The 22431-nt window shown below is 59.4% G+C and carries 16 protein-coding genes and 1 pseudogene; 2 read left to right on the top strand and 15 right to left on the bottom strand.

Features of this window, described 5'->3' with window-relative positions; genetic code table 11:
* Positions 1-186 precede the first annotated feature (186 nt).
* From AC1EKE_RS07595 to AC1EKE_RS07625, 7 genes are all read right to left on the bottom strand, one after another.
* Positions 187-1407: an MFS transporter gene (locus AC1EKE_RS07595; RefSeq protein WP_480308905.1), complete on the bottom strand. Its 1221-nt coding sequence runs from the start codon at positions 1405-1407 to the stop codon at positions 187-189.
* Between the two features lie 78 nt (positions 1408-1485).
* Positions 1486-2406 carry a 4-hydroxy-tetrahydrodipicolinate synthase gene (dapA, locus tag AC1EKE_RS07600; protein ID WP_480308906.1) on the bottom strand — a complete coding sequence of 307 codons (921 nt, stop codon included), beginning with the start codon at positions 2404-2406 and terminating at the stop codon, positions 1486-1488.
* A 111-nt stretch (positions 2407-2517) separates the two neighbouring features.
* A complete protein-coding gene (locus AC1EKE_RS07605; protein WP_480308907.1) occupies positions 2518-4893 on the bottom strand; it encodes a glycoside hydrolase family 95 protein in 2376 nt (791 codons plus the stop codon).
* 11 nt (positions 4894-4904) lie between these two features.
* Positions 4905-5492, bottom strand: a complete 588-nt coding sequence (yihA, locus tag AC1EKE_RS07610; protein ID WP_296162552.1) for a ribosome biogenesis GTP-binding protein YihA/YsxC — start codon at positions 5490-5492, stop codon at positions 4905-4907.
* 15 nt (positions 5493-5507) lie between these two features.
* The gene (locus AC1EKE_RS07615; protein ID WP_480308908.1) at positions 5508-6482 is read right to left on the bottom strand and encodes a diacylglycerol/lipid kinase family protein; all 975 of its coding nucleotides are present in this window, start codon (positions 6480-6482) and stop codon (positions 5508-5510) included.
* The gene (gene pdxA, locus AC1EKE_RS07620) at positions 6479-7591 is read right to left on the bottom strand and encodes a 4-hydroxythreonine-4-phosphate dehydrogenase PdxA (RefSeq protein ID WP_480308910.1); all 1113 of its coding nucleotides are present in this window, start codon (positions 7589-7591) and stop codon (positions 6479-6481) included. Before pdxA ends, AC1EKE_RS07615 begins: the two co-directional genes overlap by 4 nt.
* Positions 7588-8691 carry a DUF4837 family protein gene (locus tag AC1EKE_RS07625; RefSeq protein ID WP_296161848.1) on the bottom strand — a complete coding sequence of 368 codons (1104 nt, stop codon included), beginning with the start codon at positions 8689-8691 and terminating at the stop codon, positions 7588-7590. Before AC1EKE_RS07625 ends, pdxA begins: the two co-directional genes overlap by 4 nt.
* Before the next feature lie 24 nt (positions 8692-8715).
* On the opposite strand from AC1EKE_RS07625, the gene AC1EKE_RS07630 reads away from it, so the two are divergent.
* Positions 8716-8922, top strand: coding sequence for a hypothetical protein (locus tag AC1EKE_RS07630; RefSeq protein WP_480308911.1), 207 nt, complete (start codon positions 8716-8718; stop codon positions 8920-8922).
* Between the two features lie 206 nt (positions 8923-9128).
* Here the strand turns inward: AC1EKE_RS07630 and AC1EKE_RS07635 are convergent, their stop codons facing one another.
* The 7 genes and pseudogenes from AC1EKE_RS07635 to lgt all read right to left on the bottom strand — a co-directional run.
* Positions 9129-9767, bottom strand: coding sequence for a hypothetical protein (locus tag AC1EKE_RS07635; RefSeq protein ID WP_296161839.1), 639 nt, complete (start codon positions 9765-9767; stop codon positions 9129-9131).
* Between the two features lie 320 nt (positions 9768-10087).
* A complete protein-coding gene (locus tag AC1EKE_RS07640) occupies positions 10088-11320 on the bottom strand; it encodes a tetratricopeptide repeat protein (RefSeq protein WP_296161826.1) in 1233 nt (410 codons plus the stop codon).
* Positions 11321-11478: 158 nt separating this feature from the next.
* Positions 11479-14067 carry a DNA gyrase subunit A gene (gene gyrA, locus AC1EKE_RS07645; RefSeq protein WP_480308913.1) on the bottom strand — a complete coding sequence of 863 codons (2589 nt, stop codon included), beginning with the start codon at positions 14065-14067 and terminating at the stop codon, positions 11479-11481.
* Between the two features lie 249 nt (positions 14068-14316).
* On the bottom strand, positions 14317-17205 hold the full coding sequence (locus AC1EKE_RS07650) for a cation-translocating P-type ATPase (RefSeq protein WP_480308915.1): 2889 nt from the start codon (positions 17203-17205) through the stop codon (positions 14317-14319).
* Positions 17206-17291: 86 nt separating this feature from the next.
* Positions 17292-18083, bottom strand: a complete 792-nt coding sequence (nagB, locus tag AC1EKE_RS07655; protein ID WP_296164562.1) for a glucosamine-6-phosphate deaminase — start codon at positions 18081-18083, stop codon at positions 17292-17294.
* Positions 18084-18110: 27 nt separating this feature from the next.
* Positions 18111-19325 carry an FprA family A-type flavoprotein gene (locus tag AC1EKE_RS07660; RefSeq protein ID WP_296164559.1) on the bottom strand — a complete coding sequence of 405 codons (1215 nt, stop codon included), beginning with the start codon at positions 19323-19325 and terminating at the stop codon, positions 18111-18113.
* A 245-nt stretch (positions 19326-19570) separates the two neighbouring features.
* A pseudogene (gene lgt / locus AC1EKE_RS07665) lies at positions 19571-20389 on the bottom strand (prolipoprotein diacylglyceryl transferase); the annotation flags it as partial.
* A gap of 292 nt (positions 20390-20681) precedes the next feature.
* On the opposite strand from lgt, the gene AC1EKE_RS07670 reads away from it, so the two are divergent.
* Positions 20682-21887, top strand: coding sequence for an ATP-binding protein (locus tag AC1EKE_RS07670; protein WP_480308916.1), 1206 nt, complete (start codon positions 20682-20684; stop codon positions 21885-21887).
* Here the strand turns inward: AC1EKE_RS07670 and AC1EKE_RS07675 are convergent.
* On the bottom strand, positions 21881-22264 hold the full coding sequence (locus AC1EKE_RS07675; protein ID WP_480308918.1) for an MmcQ/YjbR family DNA-binding protein: 384 nt from the start codon (positions 22262-22264) through the stop codon (positions 21881-21883). The genes AC1EKE_RS07670 and AC1EKE_RS07675 overlap by 7 nt on opposite strands.
* Between the last annotated feature and the right edge of the window lie 167 nt (positions 22265-22431).

Raw genomic sequence — 22431 nt, forward strand, 5'->3', positions numbered from 1 at the left:
AAACCGCAGAACCCTAAAATTTTGAGGGAAAACATGTACCTCTGAGTGCAAATATACAAAGGTTTTTTGAATTGATTATGTAACGTGCTATCTCTACCTTACAATTTCCCCGTTTTTCCTGTGATCTCCCTCTTTATCAAGAGGATAGAGATCACAGAGTGGGAGGGTGAGCTCAACCGAGTGTCGTCACTCGGCCGAGCGGTCGTGGAAGAGGAGCCAGAAGAGGATCCCGGCGACGAGCGCATAGCCGGCGAAGATAAACCAGCTCTCCGGGAAGCCGACCCGATCGACCACAAAGCCCGCCGCATAGGCACCGATCGTGGAGCCGAGCCCATTCGTCATCATCAGGAAGACACCCTGAGCCGATGAGCGCAGCTCAGGCGTGGTCTGCTTATCCACATAGAGCGAGCCGCTGATATTGAAGAAGTCAAAGGCGACCCCGTAGATGATCATCGAGAGGATCAGGAGCGACACCCCGTCGCCGGGATTGCCCCAGCCGAGGAAGGCGAAGCGCAGCACCCACGCCATGAAGCTGATCATCATCACCGCCTTGATGCCAAAGCGCTTGAGGAAGAAGGGGATCATCAGGATGCAGAGCGCCTCGGAGATCTGCGAGAGGGAGATCAGCGTGCCGGAGTGCTCCACACCGAAGGTGCCGGCGTAGGCGGGGTCCTCACCGAAGCCGGTGATGTAGACGTTGGCAAAGGCGTTGGTGATCTGGAGACAGATGCCGAGGAGCACGGAGAAGAGGAAGAAGATCGCCATGTCGTGCCGCTTGAAGAGGCGGAAGGCCTCCAGCCCCAGCTTCTCCAGCAGCCCCTCGTCCCCGGTCCGTGGCTTGCGGATGATCCGGCTCGAGGGGAAGACAAACATCCATGCCGCGAGGGCAAAGGAGAGTCCGGCGGAGATGTAGAGCTGTGTCGCAGATGTCTTGAAGCCGAGGTTGTCCACCACCAGCATCGCGCAGATGAAGCCCACGGTGCCGAAGACGCGGATCGGGGGGAAGTGCTTCACGGTGTCGAGCCCTGCGCGGTTGAGTGCCGAGTAGGCGGTGGCATTGGTGAGCCCAAGGGTCGGCATATAGAAGCAGACGCTCAGCAGGATCAGCGTGTAGAGGGAGGTGAAGTCGGTCACCTGTGCGGCGGCGATCATCAGCCCTCCGGCGATGAGGTGACAGATCGAGGTGAGCCGCTCGTCGGGGATCCACTTGTCAGCGACGATGCCCATCAGTGTCGGCATAAAGATCGAGGCGATGCCCATGGTGGCAAAGAAAGCACCGATCTGCCCGCCGGTGAAGTCGAGCGTCCCGAGGTAGACGCCGAGGGAGATCAGCCAGGCCCCCCAGACGGCGTACTCCAGGAAGTTCATCACGATCAGTTTGCCCTTAAGCGTAGAGGTAGATTGCATATAGTCGTTATTGTATTATGGAAACGAAATTATCAGTGCGACCCGCAAGGGGTCGCACTGCAGGGACACCATCTCGCCTCAGTCACGGAAGGCGGGATCCGCCTTGACGGAGCTGTACTCGGACTTAAGGGCGGCGAGGGTCTTCTCCGACACCGGCACGAGGGGCAGTCGGAGGACGTTGGGTGCCAGCCCCATCAGGCTGAGGAGCGCCTTGGCTCCGGAGGGGTTGCCGTCCACGAAGAGGAGGCGGAAGGTCTCCTTGAGGAGCCGGTGGGTGTGGAGCGCCTCCTTATCCTTCCCCTCAGCGAGCAGGTGAACCATCTCGGCAAAGGTGGCGGGGTAGGCGTTGCCGATCACGGAGATCACGCCATCGATGCCCATAGTCATCAGGGGATAGGTGATGGTATCGTCACCCGAGAGGACGAAGAAGTCCTCCGGCGCGCGATGCCGGACGAGATCGATCTGCCCGACGATGCCGCTCGCCTCCTTGATGCCGACGATGGCGGGGCAGTCGTTGGCTAGGCGGATGGTGGTCTCGGGGAGCATATTCACCCCGGTGCGCGAGGGGACGTTGTAGATGATGATCGGGATGGGCGACGCCTCGGCGATGGTGCGGAAGTGGCGGTAGAGCCCCTCCTGAGAGGGCTTATTGTAGAAGGGGCAGACCACCAGAGCGGCATCGATGCCGGTGAGGTCCATCGTGGTGAGGCGGGTGATCACCTTGAGGGTGCTATTGGAGGAGACGCCGACGACGAGCGGCAGGCGGTCCTGATTGACCTCCACGAAGGTCCGGATGACCCGGTCCTGCTCCTCCTCCGTGAGCGTGGGGGTCTCGGCGGAGGTGCCGAGGGCGACGAGGAAGTCCGCCTTGCCCTCTATCTGGCGGCGGATCAGCAGGCGGAGGCGATCGTAGTCGACGCTCTTGGAGGCGTCATCGGTGAAGGGCGTCACCATCGCCGTCCCGAGTCCGCGGAGGTATAGGATCCTTTTGGTAAGCATAGCTATCGTACTCTAATGGATTTCTTTGAGACAAATGTAAGAGAAATATTCCTCTTCGTGGCGCCACGTCTCCACCTATAGGTATTGGTGAAAACAGGGATCATCGGGGGCTTAGGGACGGAGGGTGAAGGGCGTGCCAGGAATGAGGGTCACCTGCTGCTCTTGGTCGCGGGTGGCATCGCGGAGGGTCACCGTGGTGGGGCCGGCGAGGCGGTTGCGGAGCGTCACCTCGGTCACCTTCCCCTCGCTCCAGCTGCAGTCCACCTCCACGCCACCACGGGCGCAGAGTCCGCTGTAGCTGCCGCTGTGCCAGAGGTCCGGCAGGGCGGGGAGGAGCTCGATCACCCCCTCGTGGCTCTGAAGGAGCATCTCGGCGATGCCGGCGGTGCCGCCGAAGTTGCCGTCGATCTGGAAGGGCGGGTGGGCGCAGAAGAGATTGGGCAGCGTGCCACCTATATTGACCAGCTCTCCCTTTTCGTCAAAGGCGGGGACAAAGAGACTCTTGAGGAGCTTGGCGGCGTGGTTGCCGTCCTTGAGCCGTGCCCAGAAATTGATCTTCCACGCCCGGCTCCAGCCTGTGCCGGCATCGCCTCGCCTCCGGAGGGTGACGCGTGCCGCCTCGGCCAGCTCGGGCGTCTCGCGTGTGGTGATCGCATCTCCCGGGTAGAGCCCGTAGAGGTGCGAGACGTGGCGGTGGTGGATGTCCATCTCGCGGTAGTCCTCAAGCCACTCCATGAGGTAGCCCTCCTTGCTGACCTGCATCGGTGGGAGGAGCGGCAGGGCATTCGCCATCCGGGTCAGGTCGGGATCGTAGGTGCCGAGGATCTCGGCGGCGCGCAGCGTATGGCGGTAGAGCTCACCGACCAGCTGCGTGTCCATCGTCGGTCCCATGCAGATGTAGGCGATGTGGGTCGAGTCGCCGGGGAGGTAAAAGCCATTCTCCGGCGAGGAGGAGGGTGCGGTGACGAGCCACCCCTCCCTCGGCTCCCGGATCATCGTGGAGAGGAAGAAGCGGGACGCATCGAGGAGTGTCGGGTAGATCGCTCTGAGGTAGGTGGTGTCGCGGGTAAAGTCGTAGTGGTCCCAGAGGCGGCGGCAGAGCCATGCCCCTCCCGTCATCGTCGCTCCCCAGGAGGCATCCTCACCGGGTGCGGTGTAGTAGAAGGGGTTGGTCATCATATGCGCCACCCATCCCTCGGCGCCGTAGAAGTGCTTGGCGGTCTTCTGCCCGCTCTCCCGGAGGGCTGTGGTGAAGTCGATCAGCGAGCGATGAAGCTCGGAGAGATTGGCCACCTCGGCGGGCCAGTAATTCATCTGGACGTTGATATTGAGGTGGTAGTCCGCATTCCACGGCAGCTGGATCCCTTCGCCCCAAAGCCCTTGGAGATTGAGCGGCCAGCTGTCGGGACGGCAGCCGGAGATCATCAGGTAGCGGCCGTACTGGAAGTAGAGTGCCGCGAGGGAGGGGTCCTCATTGTCCTGATAGCGGCGGATGCGGTAGTCGGTCGTCCGCTCGGCTGCCTCCGTCGGCGCCCCGAGGTGGAGGTTCACGCGGTCAAAGAGCCGGCTGTACTCCTTGAGATGTCGCTTGTAGATCGTCTCGTAGGCGAGGTCCTCCACCTCATCCAGTCGGTCTGACGGTGGCTCCGGAGCGACACCGCCGGCGGGGATGAGGTCGGTCCGAGCAGCGACGAGGAGGATCACGTCATCGGCGTGGGAGACGGAGAGGCGGCTCCCCTTCACTCGCATCTTGCCGCCGGTAGGGATGCAGCGCACCTCCGCCTCGTAGCGGGTCCCCTCGCCCCCAAAGCCGTCCGGCAGCGAGCCGGTCAGGCGTAGTCCCACGTCCGTCCCCTCGATCGTGCCCCCCTCGGGGCGGGAGAGAGAGAGGTCAAAGGAGACCCTCCCCTTATGATCCGCACCGAGGTGGATCACCAGCACATCGTCCTTACGAGAGGCGAAGTAGGAGCGATTGTACCGCACCCCATTGAGGTCAAAGAACGTATGCGTCACCGCCGTCCGTAGGTCCAGCTCGCGCCGGTAGCCCGTCTCCGCCCCCTTAGGCAGGTGGTGGTTGAGGGTCATGTAGGCGAGCATCTGGTAGCTGCCGTAGGGCGAGTGGGCACCGTCAGGGAGTCCGCTCCCCTTGCCTCCGCAGCGGAAGTACTTGTACATCAGCCTCTGCGCCTGGAGATTGTCCCCGTCGAGGAGCGCATGTCGGATCATCGGCAGGTGGCTTACCGCATCGATGTCGTAGGCAGTACTGTCGACACTGCCGCTCCACATGGAGATCTCATTGAGGATCAGTCGCTCGCTCCGCACCTCACCACCGGTCATCAGCCCGAGCCGGCCGTTGCCGATCGGGAGCATGGCCTCGAAGGCCTTGGCTGGGCGATCGTAGCGGAGCTTCAGCGGGGTCTCCTCAGCGTGGAGAGGGAGCCAGAGGAGTGTCGCGAGGATCAGTAGGAGGTAATCTCTTAGTCTCATAAGGATGGGACTCAGAGGAGTGACTCGAAGTAGTCCAGTAGCTCTTCCCTTCCCTCGCTCTTGAGCGAGGAGGTGACGAAGTAGGGCGGCAGCTCATCCCACTCCTCACGGAGCTTATCGAGGTAGGCGTCTACGCTGCGGCGGGCAGCCGACTTGGAGAGCTTATCTGCCTTTGTGAAGATGAGGGCAAAGGGTACATTATTCACTCCGAGGTGATTGATGAAGTCGAGGTCGATCCGGAGAGGTGCGTGGCGTATGTCGATCAGCACGAAGAGGCAGGACATCTGCCACCGATGGCTCACGTAGTCATCGATCATCCGCTCGAGCTGCTGCCGCATGGGCTTCGGCACCTTGGCGTAGCCGTAGCCGGGCAGGTCGACGATGTAGAAGCGGTCGTCGATGAGGAAGTGATTGATCAGCTGCGTCTTACCGGGCGTCTGGGACGTCTTGGCGAGATCCCTCCGCTGGGTCAGCATATTGATCAGGGAGGATTTCCCGACGTTGGATCGTCCGATGAGCGCCAGCTCCACACGATCATCATCGGGGCACTCCGCCACGCTGCGGCTGCTCTTGATGAATGTTGCCTCTTGTATGTCCACTTGTATATAGTCTGCTTAGCGTTGCTTGGGGGTAAAAAGGTCTGCCACGCCGGCGCTGAGCCTTTGGGCATTGCTGCGCACCGTGTGGAGGAAGTCAAAGATCGTCTTGTCTCGGTCCTCAGGCCTGCCGGAGCAGACGCTCAGGCTCCGTGGCACCGCCTCTATCCGGAGCTCGTGGGTCTCCTCCATCGCATCGCCGTCGATGTGGTAGATGACCGACTTGTCGGTCCGGATCGTGATCTGTCGGCCGCGCAGTTGTCGGGTGTACTTGCTCTCTGTCAGGTCGCCGCTGAAGAGCCGGTAGGCGATCATGCCTGCCTCAGCGGCCGGAAACTCCTCGATCGCCGTCACGTCCAGCATGCCATCCACCATCGACGCATCCGGGGCAATGAAGGCGTTGTTGCCATACTGCGATGCATTGGCCACCGAGACGATGTAGGCATGCACCTCACTCTCCTCACCGTCGATGGTGACTCTATAGTCCCCCGCATGGTACTGACCGAAGAGGTCCACCGTGTCAGCGATGTAGCTGATGAAGCCTCTGGTCTTGCTGGCAGAGAACTTCTCCGACACCGCCGCATCCAGCCCTATGCCGCAGGTGCAGAGGAAGGGCTTCCCATTGACCCGACCGGTGTCGATCCGCTGCACCTCATGGCGTAGCAGCACCTCGATCGCCGGCTCCAGCTCCATCGGGATATGGAGCTCACGAGCGAGGCCGTTTCCGCTCCCATTGGGCAGGATCCCCATCACCGTGTCGGTGCCGATGAGTGCGCGACCCACCTCATTGACGGTCCCGTCACCCCCCATCACCACGACGACATCAGCGTCTCCCGGGTCGAGAGCGCGGTGGTAGGCATCGTCCGGCTCCCGGGTGACGAAGCAGGTCACCTCGTGCCCCTGCTCCAGCAGCAGAGACACCGCCCTCGACGCCATCTCGATCGCATTGGCGTCGGGGCCGGAGACCGGATTGATGATCAGGAGGTACTTCATGGACGTCTCTCGTCGGAGATGATGCTGGTGGGCAGTGGGTCAGCCGTGATCCGGTCGTAGCTGCGGCGGCTGGCGATGATGTCTATGGCCGTGTAGATCGCGGAGCGGAAGGACTGCGGATTGGCGATCCCTCGGCCGGCAATGTCGTAGGCGGTGCCATGGTCGGGCGAAGTGCGGACGATCGGGAGCCCGGTGGTGACATTGACCCCCGTGTCCATCGCCAGGAGCTTGAAGGGGATCAGCCCCTGATCGTGGTACATCGCGAGGATGCCGTCAAAGGTGCGGTAGCTGCCGCTCCCCCAGAGTCCGTCCGGAGCCACGGGGCCAAAGACCTGTATCCCTCTCTGCCATGCCTCCTCGATGGCGGGGGCGATCACATCCGGCTCCTCACGCCCGATGAGACCATTCTCTCCCGCATGAGGATTGAGACCCATCACGACTATGCGGGGCTTGACGATGCCGAAGTCTCGTATCAGCGACTGCTCCAGCGTCACGATAGAGGACATCAGTTGCTCCCTCGTGATCAGCGAGGGGACCGCCGATAGGGGCTCGTGGATCGTCGCCAGCGCCACATGCATCCCTGACGGCTCGGTGAAGAGCATCAGTGGGTGGCTCTCGGGGAAGTAGGAGGCGAAGAACTCTGTGTGCCCCGTAAAGGGAAACTCCGCCCCCGTTGTCATATCCTTGTGTATCGGTGCGGTCACCACCCCATCCAGCCGCCCGGCGACCAGATCCTCAGCCGCATCTCTCAGCGCACGAGCAGCGAGCAGCCCGGCAGCCCGTGTAGGTTCACCGGGGGTGACGTGGAGGTCGATGCCGGTGGCGTCGGTCTCGATGATATTGATCTCTCCCTCGCGAGCCTCATCGGCGTGTTCGATGCGGTGAAGTCTCTCGGGCAGGTCGAGGGTAAAGCGCTTCCTGTAGTAATTGTAGATCGCTTCGGAGCCATACAGGACCGGCGTCATCAGGCGCAGCATCCGGCTGTCAGCGAGGCATCGGAGGATCACCTCGTAGCCGATGCCATTGAAGTCCCCGTGCGTCAGACCGACGCGCGGAGTGGTCTCGTGGAGCGCTTGCTCTTTCCTTTTCTTATCTTCCGGCTTACTCATTCTGTCGGTATCTCTTCTTCCACGCCATCCGGTGTGGGGGTGACGACAAGTTCGTCCATGGTATTGGGCATCTTATGTGTCCTGAAGTCTGCCCCTATCGGGCGGATCGTGTAGAGGCTCGCCTCCGCATTCAGCAGCATATTCCGCTGCTTCTCACCGGGTGCGTAGATGAAGACCTCACCGATGACCAGGTTTCGCCCACTCTTATCCAGCATCCCCTGCATCACGAAGGAGCCGCCCATCATATCATTCGTCATCTCCCAGAGCCCCCTCAGCTCGCCTCGGTAGTCCCCGAGGTAGGTCATGCCGTGGTAGTAATTGAAGGGCGGAGCATCCCGCTTCGTCGTCGTCATTTGGCTGCCGGGGTACTTCCCGGTGATGATGCTCCCGAGGATCGAGTCGCGTAGCTCGGTGAAGTACTCCTCGGTGAAGGTATTGGGATTGCGGTAGGGGATGGAGTAGACGACGAGGTCGATCCGCTTGGACTGATCCATATTGGATGCCCAGACAAGCCCCCTCTGTGCCCTTGTGAAGTCCAGTCCCGTGGGCGGATTCATCGTCACACCAACGGAGTCCTCGATGAGCTGACGGATGGGATTGGAGAAGGTCTGCTCTAAGTAGTCCTGCCGGCGCTTCAGCTCCTCGGTGTAGATCAGCTGGACCAGCTGATCCCCCCGGCTCTGCAGGAGGGTGTAGATGTCGTCGAGGTTGCGCCCCTTGGCGTGGATGATCAGCTGCCCGGAGGCATAGTCATTGCGCGACAGCCCTACAGAGGGACCACTGTAGGTCTCCGGGTCGATGGAGACGTAGAGGATGTTGCGGACCCGGCGGACAAAGGAGACGAAGTTGGACGCCTCCACGAAGGAGATGTCCGTCATCGGCTCCGGCTGCGGCAGGATCGTCACCGGCTGCCCGAAGTAGAAGGTGATGCTGTCCCGGAGCGCCTGATTGTCTATGTTGCCGTCAGGGACGACGGCGATCAGGCTGAGGGCATTGCCGGTGGCGCCAGTGGTGCTCCGTCGCTTCTTCCCATTGCAGGAGGCGAGGAGGAGTAGGGCTGAGAGCAGCGCCACGATATAGGTGAGAGATCTGCGTGTCATACTACATTTATATATGGAGGAGAAATGATTGCCACCTACAAATGTACCGAAAAGCCCCCACACCTCCGGCGGCTCTCCGGAGGAGATCAGTGGTGCCTTACGGCGATCCCTCAATTGGCGACCCTGAGGACTAAGCTTCGTATAGGCGACGGGAAGGTCGCCCATGAGGTGATGGATCCCGGCAGGCTCCGTCTCTGTGATCGGTGGATCCCGCAGGAGAGAAGCCCCTGAGGGATCATCGCTTTTTAGACCGGGTGTCGAGGCACGCAGTGCCGATGACTCCGGGTCTATAGTTTGCCGTCATTATAATACGACCCTGATAGGGTATCGCTCCCTCTACGTGCTCCTCGTTTTGAGTGACACCTAGTGGGCTCTAGGAATAAACCGCAGTCTGTGACCATAGACCAACCTCCCGATCTCTGCATATACCAGTGGTATCACTGCAGATCTGCCCCGGCACTATTGTACCAGTTGCCTATGCTGTTGATGTCTGTCCGTATCTTAAAGGAACCCTTCTCAAAAACAAATAAGTTGCCGCTACCATCATCCTTTATCTCATGGCCTGTAAGGTCGGTCAGGTAGAGCGGGACATACTTGTACACTGCTCTCGGCTTGTACATACTGTGGTCAATCCCGTAGAGAGGGATGTCTCCCACGCTGAGGTCAAATAGAGCATTATCCAGATACCTTACCAGAACGATCGGCTCGGCATCATACTTCTCGCAGAGCGAGACAAAGGTGGATATCGGGACACACACGTCGGATGGGCAATTAGGATTGTACTCGTAGACGATCTGGTACCGCTTATCGCTTTTCTCAATAATCTGTTTCAGCTCACCGGCTGACACCAAGTAGATTGTGCCGGTGGTAATGGCGCCGGCTGCTTTTGAGTCTCTGAGGTAGCAGACATGCTCCTTATTGGTAGTTGTGAGCTTATCGTATCCATCAGTCAGGCCCGTAATGGTAATGCAGGACGTGCATAGGCTAAGGAGCACTATACAGAGGAGAGAGGCTTGGTGGTTGATTGCTTTCATCATTATTTTACTCAGGCTGAAATACTCGTGAAGTCTGTTCATCTCTCTTGGAGATGAATTCTTATCGTACAGGACAAATCTAAGGAATAATAGCTAAAAGGGTAGCATTTATGAGAAGCGTCACCCATGGAGGGCGACCAGCGGGTATGGGACAGCACCTTCTCTTCACATAGGGACGATGGAATTTCTGGACTCGCATTAAGGCCGTCACCTTCGGTGGATTTCTTTTACCGATATTAGAGATCTCTAATATCGGTATTAGACTTTCGTCAGAGGGAGGGGGAAAAAAGGGGCACAAAAAAAGCGGGACGACACACTGAGGTGCCGTCCCGCCGGGAGGGATGTTAGTCAGAGATCAGAGATCACTTATTCTGGATCTTCTGGTCGATCTCATTGTACTTATCGTTCATACCGAGGTTGTAGTAGATGCCACGGAGAGCGACGAGGTACTGGGTGTCGTCAGGATTGAGCTCCACAGCCTTCTCGAAGAAGGGCAGAGCCTTCTCGAAGTAGACCTTAGCCTCATCGACCTTGGCCTTGTACTGGGCCTCGTCGGTGATCGAGTTGGCCTCAGACTGGATGTTGGCACCCTGATTGAAGTAGACGCGACCGAGACCGAGCATAGCCTCTGCGTACTGCGGATCGATGGCGAGTGCCTTCTGGAAGGACTCCTCAGCCTTTGCCATATCCTTGAAGCCCTGCTCGTAGACGTTGGCGAGGACGAAGTAGAGCTGCTTGTTGTCGGGGTTGGCGGCGATGGCCTTGTCGAGGTAAGCCTTGGCGTCCTCGTGACGACCCTGCTGGATGAGGATGTTGATCTTATTGAAGAGGTAGAAATTCTCCTCCGGGAAGAGGGTCACACCCTCGTCGAGCGTCTTCATAAAGCCCACGGTGTCACCTGCCTGCAGGTAGGACTGAGCGAGGAGCTGGTAGACGTCATTCTGACGGAAGGGGACGTCCTTGATCGCCTCGTAGGCGGCGATGGCGCCCTGCTTGTCGTCCTTATTGCACTGAGTGAGGGTGTAGGCGTTGAAGAACCCGATCTGCATCGACATAGAGTCCTGCTCAGCGGTGGGGGTCCCCTGGAAGAGGTCCATCTTCTTCACGTCCATAAACTTCTGGAAGTAGTCGTGAGCCTTGCAGACATCACCTCCGTCCATAGCGGCAGCACCTCCATTGACGAGGAAGCCGTAGTAGGTGGCGAGGGACTCAGAGATCTTCTTGTCGAAGTGCTGCTTTACCTTGCCCTTCTCATTGGGGAGACGGTCGAGGGAGTCAGCCTTGGTGTAGTAGTCGGTCATATCAGCGACGGCCTTATAGAAGGCGTCCTGATTGATCTCCTTGCCGAGTGAGAGCTGGAGGTAGTCACGCTTCACCTGCTGCTCCTCGATGAGACCTGCGACCCACCAAGTCTTGGCGTCGTTGGCAGTCTCAGGGTTCTCAAATGCGGGCTTGAGGAAGTTACGCGCCTCCTGTACATTGACGTCGTCCTTCTTGGCCATACGCTCTACCTGCTTGACCAGCTTCTCCTGACCGAAGGCGGCAGGGACAGCGATAAGGAGTGAGAGCGCTCCGATAAGTAATTTGTTACTCATGGTTGTCTATTCTTTGCTATTAATTTATTCTCAAGGTTTACCATAACTCCCTCAGGGGCTACCCCGAGGAGTCGGTCCAAAGGTAATAAAATCTGCCTACATAGGCATATTCCTTGATCCTTCAGTACACTATTATGATGAGAAAGGGGGTGGATCGTTTAATCCTCCTCACTCTCAGGGGTATCGTCCCCCAGCTCCTCCGGCTCGTCGAGGGTGGTGGGGTCGGCATCCTCCTCACGCTCTCCGATGGAGGTGTCCTCCTGCTCCGCCTGGTCCTCATCGGCCGGTACGCGGCAGACATCGGCGATCTCGTCGTCCCTCTTGCTGAGGTTGATGAGGCGGATGCCCTGGGTATTTCGCCCGAGGATGGAGATGTCGGAGACGTGGACGCGGATCACGACACCGCTCTTATTGATGATCATGATGTCGTGGTCGTCGGTGACGGAGTGGACGGCGATGAGCTTGCCGGTCTTCTCGGTCGCCTTGAGGGTGATGATGCCCTTGCCACCACGGTTGGTGATGCGGTACTCCTCAAGGGGTGAGCGCTTGCCGTAGCCATTCTCCGACACGACGAGGATGGACTCCTCCTCGGGGTCCTTGATGCTGATGGCACCTACGACGCGGTCCTCAGGCGACTGCAGCCGCATGCCGCGCACACCGGATGAGGTGCGGCCCATGGGGCGGAGGAGACTCTCCGGGAAGCGGATCGCCCGACCCTCGCGGCTGGCGAGGAGGACGTCGTGCCGACCGTTGGTGAGCATGACGGAGACGACGCGGTCGGTCTCGTCCTTGAGACGGATGGCGATGATCCCCTTGGCGCGCGGACGGGAGAAGTCCCTGAGGCGTGCCTTGCGGATCATGCCCTGCTCGGTGACGAAATTGAGGTAATGGGTGTCGACAAAGTCCTGATCGGAGGTGAGGTTCTTGATCCTCAGGATGGCGGTGATGCTGTTGTCGCTCTCGATATTGAGGATATTCTGGATCGCACGCCCCTTGGAGTTGCGTGCCGCCTCGGGGATCTCAAAGACGCGGAGCCAGTAGCAGCGACCCCGGTCGGTGAAGAAGAGGAGGTGGGCGTGATTGGATGCGCCGTAGACAAACTCGACGAAGTCCTCGTCCTTGGTCCCCGCACCCTTGGCACCGGTGCCACCGCGATTTTGCGAGCGGTACTCAGCCAGCGGCGTACGCTTGATGTAGCCGTAGTGCGAGATGGTGATGATCATGTCGTCATCGGGATAGAAGTCCTCAGGATTCATATCCGGGGTGGCGTAGACGATCTCCGACCGGCGGTCATCGCCGTACTTGTCGACGATCTCGCGGCACTCGTCGATGAGGATCGAGTAGAGGAAGTCCTCGTCGGAGAGGATCCGCTCGTAGTACCGCACCTTCTCCGTCACCTCGTCATACTCCTGGCGGAGCTTATCCAGCTCGAGGCCGGTGAGCTGACCGAGACGCATCTCCACGATGGAGCGCGCCTGGATCTCGGAGAGGCTGAAGCGCTCCATGAGTGCCTGCATGGCTGCGGTCTGATTGGCCGATGCCTTGATCAGGTGGACCACCTCGTCGATATTGTCGGCGGCGATGATACGCCCCTCGAGGATGTGGAGGCGCTCCTTAGCCTTCCGTAGGTCAAATCGAGTACGGCGTATCACCACCTCGTGGCGGTGTTTGACGAATTCGCCGATCAGATCCTTGAGCGACAGCAGTCTCGGGCGACCATCGACGAGGGCAATATTATTGCAGGCAAAGGAGGACTGCAGGGCAGTCATCTTGTAGAGCTTATTGAGTACCACGCCGGCATTGGCATCCCGCTTCAGGTCGATGACGATGCGCATACCGGTCTTGGCGGAGCTCTCGTCCTGGATGTTGCTGATGCCCTCGATGCGCTTGATGGTGGCGAGGTCGGCGATTGCCTTGACGAGGTCTTTCTTCACCACTCCATAGGGGATCTCGGTGATGATGATCTGGTCGTGGTTGCCGGAGCTCTCGATCACCGCCTTGCCACGGATGATGATGCTGCCACGCCCGGTCTCGTACGCCTCCCGGACCCCCTTGTAGCCGTAGATCACTCCGCCGGTGGGGAAGTCGGGAGCCTTGACGTACTTCATAAGATCCTCCGTGGTGACGTCGCCACGCTTCTCGATGTAGGCGATGACGCCATTCATCACCTCGGTGAGGTTGTGGGGTGCCATATTTGTCGCCATACCTACGGCGATACCGGCGGCACCATTGACGAGGAGATTGGGGATCCGTGTCGGGAGGACGGTGGGCTCATACTCGGAGTCGTCGTAATTGGGCGTCATGTCGACGGTCTCCTTCTTGATGTCTGCGAGCATCTCCATGGCGATCGGGGCGAGGCGAGCCTCGGTGTATCGCATCGCTGCGGGACCATCGCCATCGACGGAGCCGAAGTTGCCGTGGGGATCGACGAGGGTATTGCGCATACTCCAGTCCTGAGCCATGCGGACGAGAGCCATATAGATCGAGATGTCGCCGTGGGGGTGATACTTACCCATGACGTCACCGACGATGCGGGCGCTCTTCTTGTAGGGCTTGTCGGGCGTATTGCCGAGCTCATTCATCCCGAAGAGGATCCTGCGGTGGACCGGCTTGAAGCCGTCGCGCACGTCCGGTAGGGCGCGGCTGACGATCACCGACATCGCATAGTCGATGTAGGAGGTCTTCATCTCCTGCTCCAGGTCGACCTTGATTATCCTATTCTCAGAGTCTTTGAATTCTTCGTTCATCTGCTTAGTCTAAAGTCGGGGTGGTACCGCCCTCAGGCGGTCACTTGGCGTACCCCGTATATAATGGTCAAATATACCACTTTTTGCCCACACCTCTCACTGCTCTCCTCGCATCTGCCCACAATACCGAGGAAGCATTTTTTCATAGAAAGGGACAGATGGAGACAGAGAGAGACTTTGCCTCACCGGTAGGTCGTATCTTTGCGATCGCTTCTCACCACAGCCCCGATCGAGAGGGGGTGCAGGTGATCAGGCAGCCCTGCCTGCTCTCTGTGCCAGGCGGCGGAGCTGGTGCCCCAGCTCGGGGATCCAGAGGACGAGCGATGTGACGCCGATGATCAGGAGCCAGTCCTCGAGGCTCAGCCCGCCCTCCACGGTATTGAAAAAGCGCTGCAGCCCGGGGATCTCGATCAGGGCGACCTGCCCGAGGAGGATCACACCGGCGATAGAGAGCAGTCCCCGGCAGCCCTTGAAGTGGAGTGCACTGCGCCCGGTGGCGAAGGCGCGGGCGTTGAAGAGATTGAAGAACTGCAGCATCACAAATGTCGTGAAGAAGAGCGTCAGCTCGTAGGGCGTCAGTCCGTCCGTCGCTCCCGGTCGGGTGGTGACGAGGTCGCGTAGGGCGGTCACATCGGCGTGCTCGAGGTGGTAGAGTAGGGCGAGGAGGAAGAGGAAGAAGACCCCTCCCATAGCGATGATCGCCCGACCCATCCGCCGGGTGATGATGAAGGCATCTCGGTCCCTCGGCTTCTCGCGCATGACCGATGGGGAGGGGGGGAGCGAGGCGAGTGCCATGGCGGCAAAGGTGTCCATAATGAGATTGACCCAGAGCATCTGCGTCACCGTCAGCGGTGACTCGGTGCCGATCATCGCGCCCACGAGTACGATGAGGCAGGCGGAGAGGTTCACCGTGAGCTGGAAGAGGAGGAAGCGCTGGATATTCTGGTAGAGCGAGCGGCCCCACATCACCGCCTTGCCGATGCTGCTGAAGGAATTGTCGATGATGGTGATGTCGGAGGCCTCCTTGGCGACCGAGGTGCCGTCGCCCATCGAGAGTCCGACATGGGCGGCCTTGAGCGCCGGGGCATCGTTGGTTCCGTCTCCCGTCACCGCCACAACTTGGTCGAGCCGCTGGAGCGACTCCACGAGCCGCTTCTTGTCCATCGGTCGGGCGCGGGCGATCACCCTCAGCCCCGTCACCCGTTCGTCGACCTCCTCATCGGTGAGGGCAGCGAAGTCTTTCCCCGTGATGATGCTCTCCTCCCCATCGTCCTCGCTCCAGAGGTGGATCTGTCGCCCGATCTCGCGGGCGGTGGCGGGGGTGTCACCGGTGACGATCTTCACGTCGATGCCGGCACCGAGGCACTCCTCCACGGCGTCCTTGACATCCTCCCTCACCGGGTCACTGATCGCCACGATGCCCTGGAAGGTGAGGCCCTCGAGGGTCACGCCCTCGCCCTGTAGTGGGATGGGGGCGTCGAGGATCCTGTATGCGAAGCCGAGCGTCCGCATCGCCTGACTCTGGTAGTCGGTCAGCTGCTGCAGGATCTCTGCCTCCGTCACGCCGCTCTCCGTGCGGGAGCAGAGCCGGTAGACGATCTCGGGGGCGCCCTTGACATAGAGCACCACCTTGCACCCGAGGAGGGTAGATCGGACTAAGGTCGCCATATACTTCCGCTCGGTGGAGAAGGGCAGCTCATCGATCACCTCGGCCGACTTGCGCAGCGTGCGGTAGTCGATCCCCTGGTCGCGGAGCCAGAGGATCAGAGCCCCCTCGGTGGGATTGCCGAGCACCTCCGGTCGCTCCGGATCGCTCTCATCGAGGTCGGCGGTAGAGTTGACCGCCAGCCCCTCCTTGATCCTCCCTGACACCTCATCGCTACCGAGGGTCTGCTCAGCGCCGAGCCCGTAGAAGCGCGACTCGGCGACGCTCATCCGATTTTGCGTTAGCGTCCCGGTCTTGTCGGTGCAGATGACGGTAATGGCGCCCATGGTCTCGCTGGCGTGCATCTTGCGGACCAGGTTGCTCGTCTTGAGCATCCGGCGCATATTGTAGGCGAGGCTGAGCGTGACCGCCATCGGCAGCCCCTCCGGTACCGCCACGACGACCACGGTGACGGCGATCATCAGCGTCTGGAGGGTGTAGGAGAAGAGGAGTGTCAGGTCTGCACCGGGGAGCAGCTGATTGTGCAGGGCGATGGAGCCGGTCATCAGGATGGCGAAGTAGCCGGTGATGATGCCGGTATTGAGCGTCCAGTGCCAGCGGCCAAACTTTCGGCTCACGAGGAGAAAGAAGAGGGCCGTCGGTACCACCAGTAGCCACGAGATCGGCTCCCAGTCGAAGTACTTGATCATCCGTCCGGCGATGATCATCCCGGCGAGGATATAGCTGACCTTAGTGATCAGAAGGCTGAGTCCATCGAGCTGCTTATTGAGCGGCGTCTTGACGCTGTCGTCGATCTGGGCGGCGACGTAGACTTTCCCATTCTCCGTCTCGTCCCCCACCGCGGTGACCCGGAAGACACCGTGCCCGTCCATCACCTTCGTCCCCCGCAGTACCATATCGGTCGGGTAGGAGGCGCCGGGGTCAAAGTCCGCCTCGCGGGTGGACTTGAGCGACGGGACGCTCTCGCCATTAAGTGTCGACTCGTCGACGTAGAGTGAGACCGCCTCTACGAGCCGCCCATCAGCCGGCACCTCGGAGCCGGTGTCGAGGAGGACGATGTCGCCGACGACGAGGTCCCTCTTGGGTATCATCGTCGTGGTGCCGTTGCGGAGCACCTCCACCGGCTCGTCGTCGTTGACCTGATTGAGGATCGCAAATTCCTTGTCCGCCTGTCGCTCGAAGTAGAAGGCGATGCCGGTGGCGAGGAGGATGGCTATGAAGATCCCGATGGGCTCAAAGAAGACCGATGCCCCCGCCTCGGTGTCCAGACCCCAGTACTCCCAGCAGGAGATCCCTATGGAGAGCGTACCGGCGATCAGCAGGATGATGATCAGCGGGTCGGTAAACTTCTCGAGGAATTGCTTCCAGATCGGCTCCTTGGCGGGCGGGGTGAGCACGTTGGCGCCATGCTTCGCCCGGCTGCGAAGTACCTCCGCATCTGTCAGTCCCCTGAGCTCTCTCTTCTTATCCATCTCTCTGCTGCGTTAAGTGCGAAGGGGGACCACAGAGTCTGCTGTGTCCCCCCTTCTATGAGTCTATTATTTTATCAAAAGAGCGATCAGAGGTTGTCCTTCTCGATGTCCTTGAAGTAGCGGTAGGTGCCGACCGTCAGCTCATCGCATGCCTCCTCGTCGCAGACGATGATGCCGTGGGGGTGGAGCTGTAGGCAGGTGATCGTCCAGCGCTGGCTCACGGGACCCTCCACAGCCTCACGGATGGCACGTGCCTTATTGTGCCCATTGGCGAGGATCATCACCTCGCGGGCGTCCATCACGGTGCCTACGCCGACGGTGACGGCGGTCTTGGGGACCTTATTGAGGTCGTTGTCGAAGAAGCGCGAGTTGGCGATGATCGTGTCGGTGGTCAGGCTCTTGACGCGAGTACGTGAGGTGAGCGAGGAGCCGGGCTCATTGAAGGCAATGTGCCCATCGGGACCGATACCGCCCATGAAGAGGTCGATGCCGCCTACCTCCTTGATCTTAGCCTCGTACTGCTCGCACTCCGCCTTGATGTCCTCAGCGTTACCATTGAGGATGTGGGCGTTCTCGGGGAGGATGTCGATGTGGGAGAAGAAATTGGTCCACATGAAGGAGTAGTAGCTCTGCTCGTGATCCTTCGGTAGGCCGATGTACTCATCCATATTGAAGGTGATCACGTGGCGGAAGGACACCTCACCCGCCTTGTGGCGCCGGACAAGCTCGGCGTAGGTCCCGAGAGGGGTCCCACCGGTGGGGAGACCGAGGACGAAGGGGCGATCCTCCGTGGGGGCAAAGGCGCGGATGCGCTCGATGATGTGATTGGCGGCCCACTTGGACATGGCTGCCTTGTCCTGCTCTATAATTACTCTCATAGGTTATATAATGTGTGAATGAAAGGTTTACTTGGCTATCTCAGGGGTGCCGGAGAGGATCGCCTTCGCCATCGCCTCACCGAGACGGACACCCTCAGCCTCCTTGTCGTCGGCCATGGACATCAGCATCGTCACTGGGTCGGCGACAGTGGTCCACTTCATCCGCTCACCGAAGTCAGCGAGCTTGCCGGCGACGTTGGGATTCCAGGAGCCGGTGCCGAAGTGACCGTAGAAGCGGGGAGACACCTTGCGCATCTCCAGCTTGGAGAGCAGCTCCTCGATCTTGGGGTAAAGGCTGTTATTGTACGTCGGAGAGCCGATGATCACACCGGAGTAGCGGAAGATGTCGCTGATGGCGTAGGAGACGTCTTGGCTGGCGAGGTTGTAGACCTTCACCGGCGTCACGCCTGCCCTCCCGGCGGCATGGGCAATCGTGTCGGCGAGCTCGCTCAGGTGACCATACATCGTCGCATAGACGAGTACCAGACCCGGCTCCGATCCGTAGGCAGCAAGCTGATCGTAGAGCCTCAGGATCTCCGGGATACGCTCCTGCCAGATGCTCCCGTGGACGGAGCAGATCTGCTTGATCGGGAGAGACTCCACCTTCTTCATCGCCTTCTGGACGAATGGTCCGTACATACCGACGATATTGGAGTAGTAGCGGGTGCACTCATTCATCTGATGCTCCGTGTCGCTCCTCTGGTAGTCAAAGATCCCGCCGTCCACCGTGCCGTAGCTGCCGAAGGCGTCGGCACTGTAGAGGGTCTCCTCCAGAGGGTCGTAGGTAAACATCACCTCCGGCCAGTGGACCATCGGTGCGGTGATGAAGCGCAGCTCACGCGAACCGATCGGCAGCGTCTCCTTCTCGCTCACCTCAAGGACATGCTCCACCTCGCCGAAGTATCCCTCGAGCATCTTCTTGCTCTGACGATTGACGACGAGGGTTGCCTCCGGGTAGTGGCTCAGGATCAGTCCGAGGGATCCGGAGTGGTCCGGCTCCATATGATTGATGACGATGTAGTCGAGCCTCTCGCCAGCGAGAGCAGCCCTGATCTGTCTCAGGAAGCGATCGGTGTAGGTGATGTCGACGGTGTCGAGGAGGACGTTTTTCTCATCCTTGATCAGGTACGAGTTGTACGCCATCCCGTGGGGGATCGGCCATAGGTTCTCGAAGAATCTTGTCTGGCGATCGTTGACGCCGAGGTAGTAGGTGGAGTTATTGACTTTTATGATGGGTTCCATAGCTTATCTTGTGAGTGTGGATACGAAACTTATACGATGCGACCATCCGCCGGTCGCTTGCAGGTGAGGCTGTACCAGATCGACCACAGACCGAGGAGGACGATCGGGATGCTGAGCCACTGACCGATATTGAGTGCCTGGGAGACAGCTGCCAACGTCTCGGGACGGTGGAGGAGGTAGAGGATGCCGAAGAAGATCATGTGCAGCGACACACCGACCACCCAGAGGATCGGGGTGCGGTACTTCTTTCCCTTCAGCAGTAGGGCGATGATGAAGCCGATCGAGACCAGGACAGACGGGATGGCAAGCCACTTGGCTATGCCGATTCCGGTCATCGCCTCATCGGGTACCTGGTCATTCTTCAGATACTCGATGAAGAAGCGGAAGGTGAAGATCAGCACCATCGTGATGCCAAACATCAGTCCCACATGCTTCTGAGCATCCCTCCGCCAGTAGAGCCAGAGCATCAGCCCGAAGACGAGGAAGTAAAAGGCTGCCTCGTAGATCTGCGTCGGGTGCGATGGCGCCGAGAATATCGGCTCCGCTCCCGCTCTCCACTCACCGATATTGGTGATGAAACGGAAGGCCCATGGCACGTCCGTGGCATGGCCGTAGATCTCGTGATTGCAGAGGTTGCCGAGGCGGATCATCCCCGCCACCAGCCCCACGGGGACGCAGAGCCGGTCAAAGGTCCAGAGCATACTCCGATGGGTCACATGGCGAGAGTAGATGTAGATCGCGATCATGATGCCGAGGACACCGCCGTGGCTCGCCAGTCCGCCGTGCCACACCTTCAGGATCTCGCTCGGATTGGCGAGGTAGTACTCCGGCTGATAGAAGAGACAGTGCCCCAGTCGCGCACCGACGATCGTGCCGATGACGACGTAGTAGAAGAGGGCGGTCAGCCAGTCCTCCGGGAGCTTCTCCCGTCGCCACATCTTGCTGACAATGGCGTAGCCGAAGACGATCAGCCCGAAGGCAAAGAGGATACTGTACCATCCGACGCGAAGACCCTTCCACTCCAGCAGGATCGGGTCCAGTGTCCAGGTGACGACATCAAGCATAGCTGTTATCTATATCAATATTGAGGAATGCATTTTTAAGCACGACAAAGATACCACTTTCGGAGTGTTTTCGTAAATGCTACCACTCCCTCCCGGGGGGTGACGCAGTAGAGCTCAAATGCATCCGTCCTGTCTAACGTATGGGATCCGGTATGCCCTGTCCCTCGCCCTTCGCTCATGCAGCCGGGGCCTTCTCGGAAACCACTTTTGGAAAAGCTAATTTTGACCCAAAAAGCACTTTTGGAAAAGCTATTTCGTATCTTTGTGGCATCACTAACCAGTTCTTTTCCCTATGGATCAGCAGACTATCCTCCCCTTAGTGGACGTGTATCATCGAAGACTTTCCGTTGTGGACATGGGATTTGTCCGCTTCTTGCACGATAAGATCAATTGGTCGTCCCGTCTCATCGGTATAAGAGGTTCGCGCGGTACAGGCAAGACCACGCTTCTGCTCCAGCATATCAAGCGGACCTTTGAGAGCGTTGATGATGCCCTGTGGGTGTCACTGGATAACCTGTGGTTTAAGACCCATACGCTCCCGGACTTGGTGGAGTTTCTCTACAGTCGTGGGCTCAGATACCTCTTTGTAGATGAGGTGCATAAGTACCCCGACTGGACGATTGTCCTCAAGAATATCTACGACAGCTATCCCGATCTCAATATCGTCTACACTGGATCGTCGATGCTGGAGATCGACCACTCTAAGTCGGACCTGTCGCGGAGGCAGTCGCTCTACACTCTGCCGGTGATGTCCTTTAGGGAGTTTCTCTCCCTCAGCAAGGCTCTGGAGGTGCCGGCGCTTTCGCTTGAGGACTTACTTAGGGACCATGTCTCTCTGGCGATGGATCTGACTCCTCGGGTGACGATCCTGCAGCTCTTTGACGACTACTTGAGTCGGGGATGTTACCCGTTTTTCCTCGAGGCGGGCGAGGAGTATCTCCTGAGGCTTGCAGCAGTGGCGACACTGGTGATCGAGAGCGATATGCCGGCGGTGGAGAGCGTCTCCTACACAACGATAGAGAAGACAAAAAAGCTGCTGGCAATCATCGCTCAGAGCGTCCCGATGGTGCCTAATGTCAGTCGTCTGGTCGTCTCTCTCGAGTCCACAAGGGACAGCTGCCTAAGGATGCTGCAGGCTCTTGAGCGGGCACAGATCATCTCTACGCTGACTAAGACACCAAAGAGCTACAAGCGGCTCACCTCCCCGGATAAGATCTACCTCGGAAATACCAACCTTATGGCAGCGCTCGGCACAAAGGTGGATCTCGGAAATAGGCGAGAGACGTTCTTCAACAACCAGCTCCAGGTGATCGGCAACGTGACTATGCCCGCCAAGGGCGACTTCCTCGTCGATGGCAAGTACCTCTTTGAGGTAGGAGGGTCAGGTAAGACTTTCGGTCAGATCAAGGATGAGCCCAATAGCTTCCTTGCTGTCGATGATGTGGAGATCGGCTCCGGCAGTCGGATCCCGCTCTGGATGTTCGGGCTGCTCTACTGATCGGGGTTGGTGGAGAGGCGTGCGAGGAGGTCACGCTCGCGGCGCGGTAGTCCCGCGACTACCAGCTCATAGGAGCGGGTGATGAGGTGCCGGACGATCTCCTCCGGGCAGTCGAGGTCGAGCCGGAGGGAGGTCCAGTGCTTCTTGCTCATATGGTAGGCGGGCATCAGGGCGTCGTACCGGGCGTGGAGCGGTGCCACCTCCCGGAGGTCGCTCTTGAGGTTGAGGAGCGGATTGCCGTCGTGGTCCTCGAGCACCAGCGCAAAGATCCGACCCTGCACCCGGTAGAGTACGGCGTCCCACGCCTCCTTGTACTCCTCGATAGCGCCGGGGAGGCTGAGGCACAGTTCCGGGATGAATGAGTAGTCGCTTCGCATATCCCAAAGGTACAGAGAGACCTTTGCATAATACCCCATCTGCAGCGTCACTTTCGAGATTCGGGCTTGGTCATGTGCGTAAGCACACTCCCTTCGCCCTCACTCTCAGTTCCTTGCATCTGGGTTGTTCTGCAAAGTCCCTGCCGAAAAAGCGGTGCTTTTTCGAC

This window comes from Porphyromonas sp. C0041D3 (assembly GCF_056590575.1).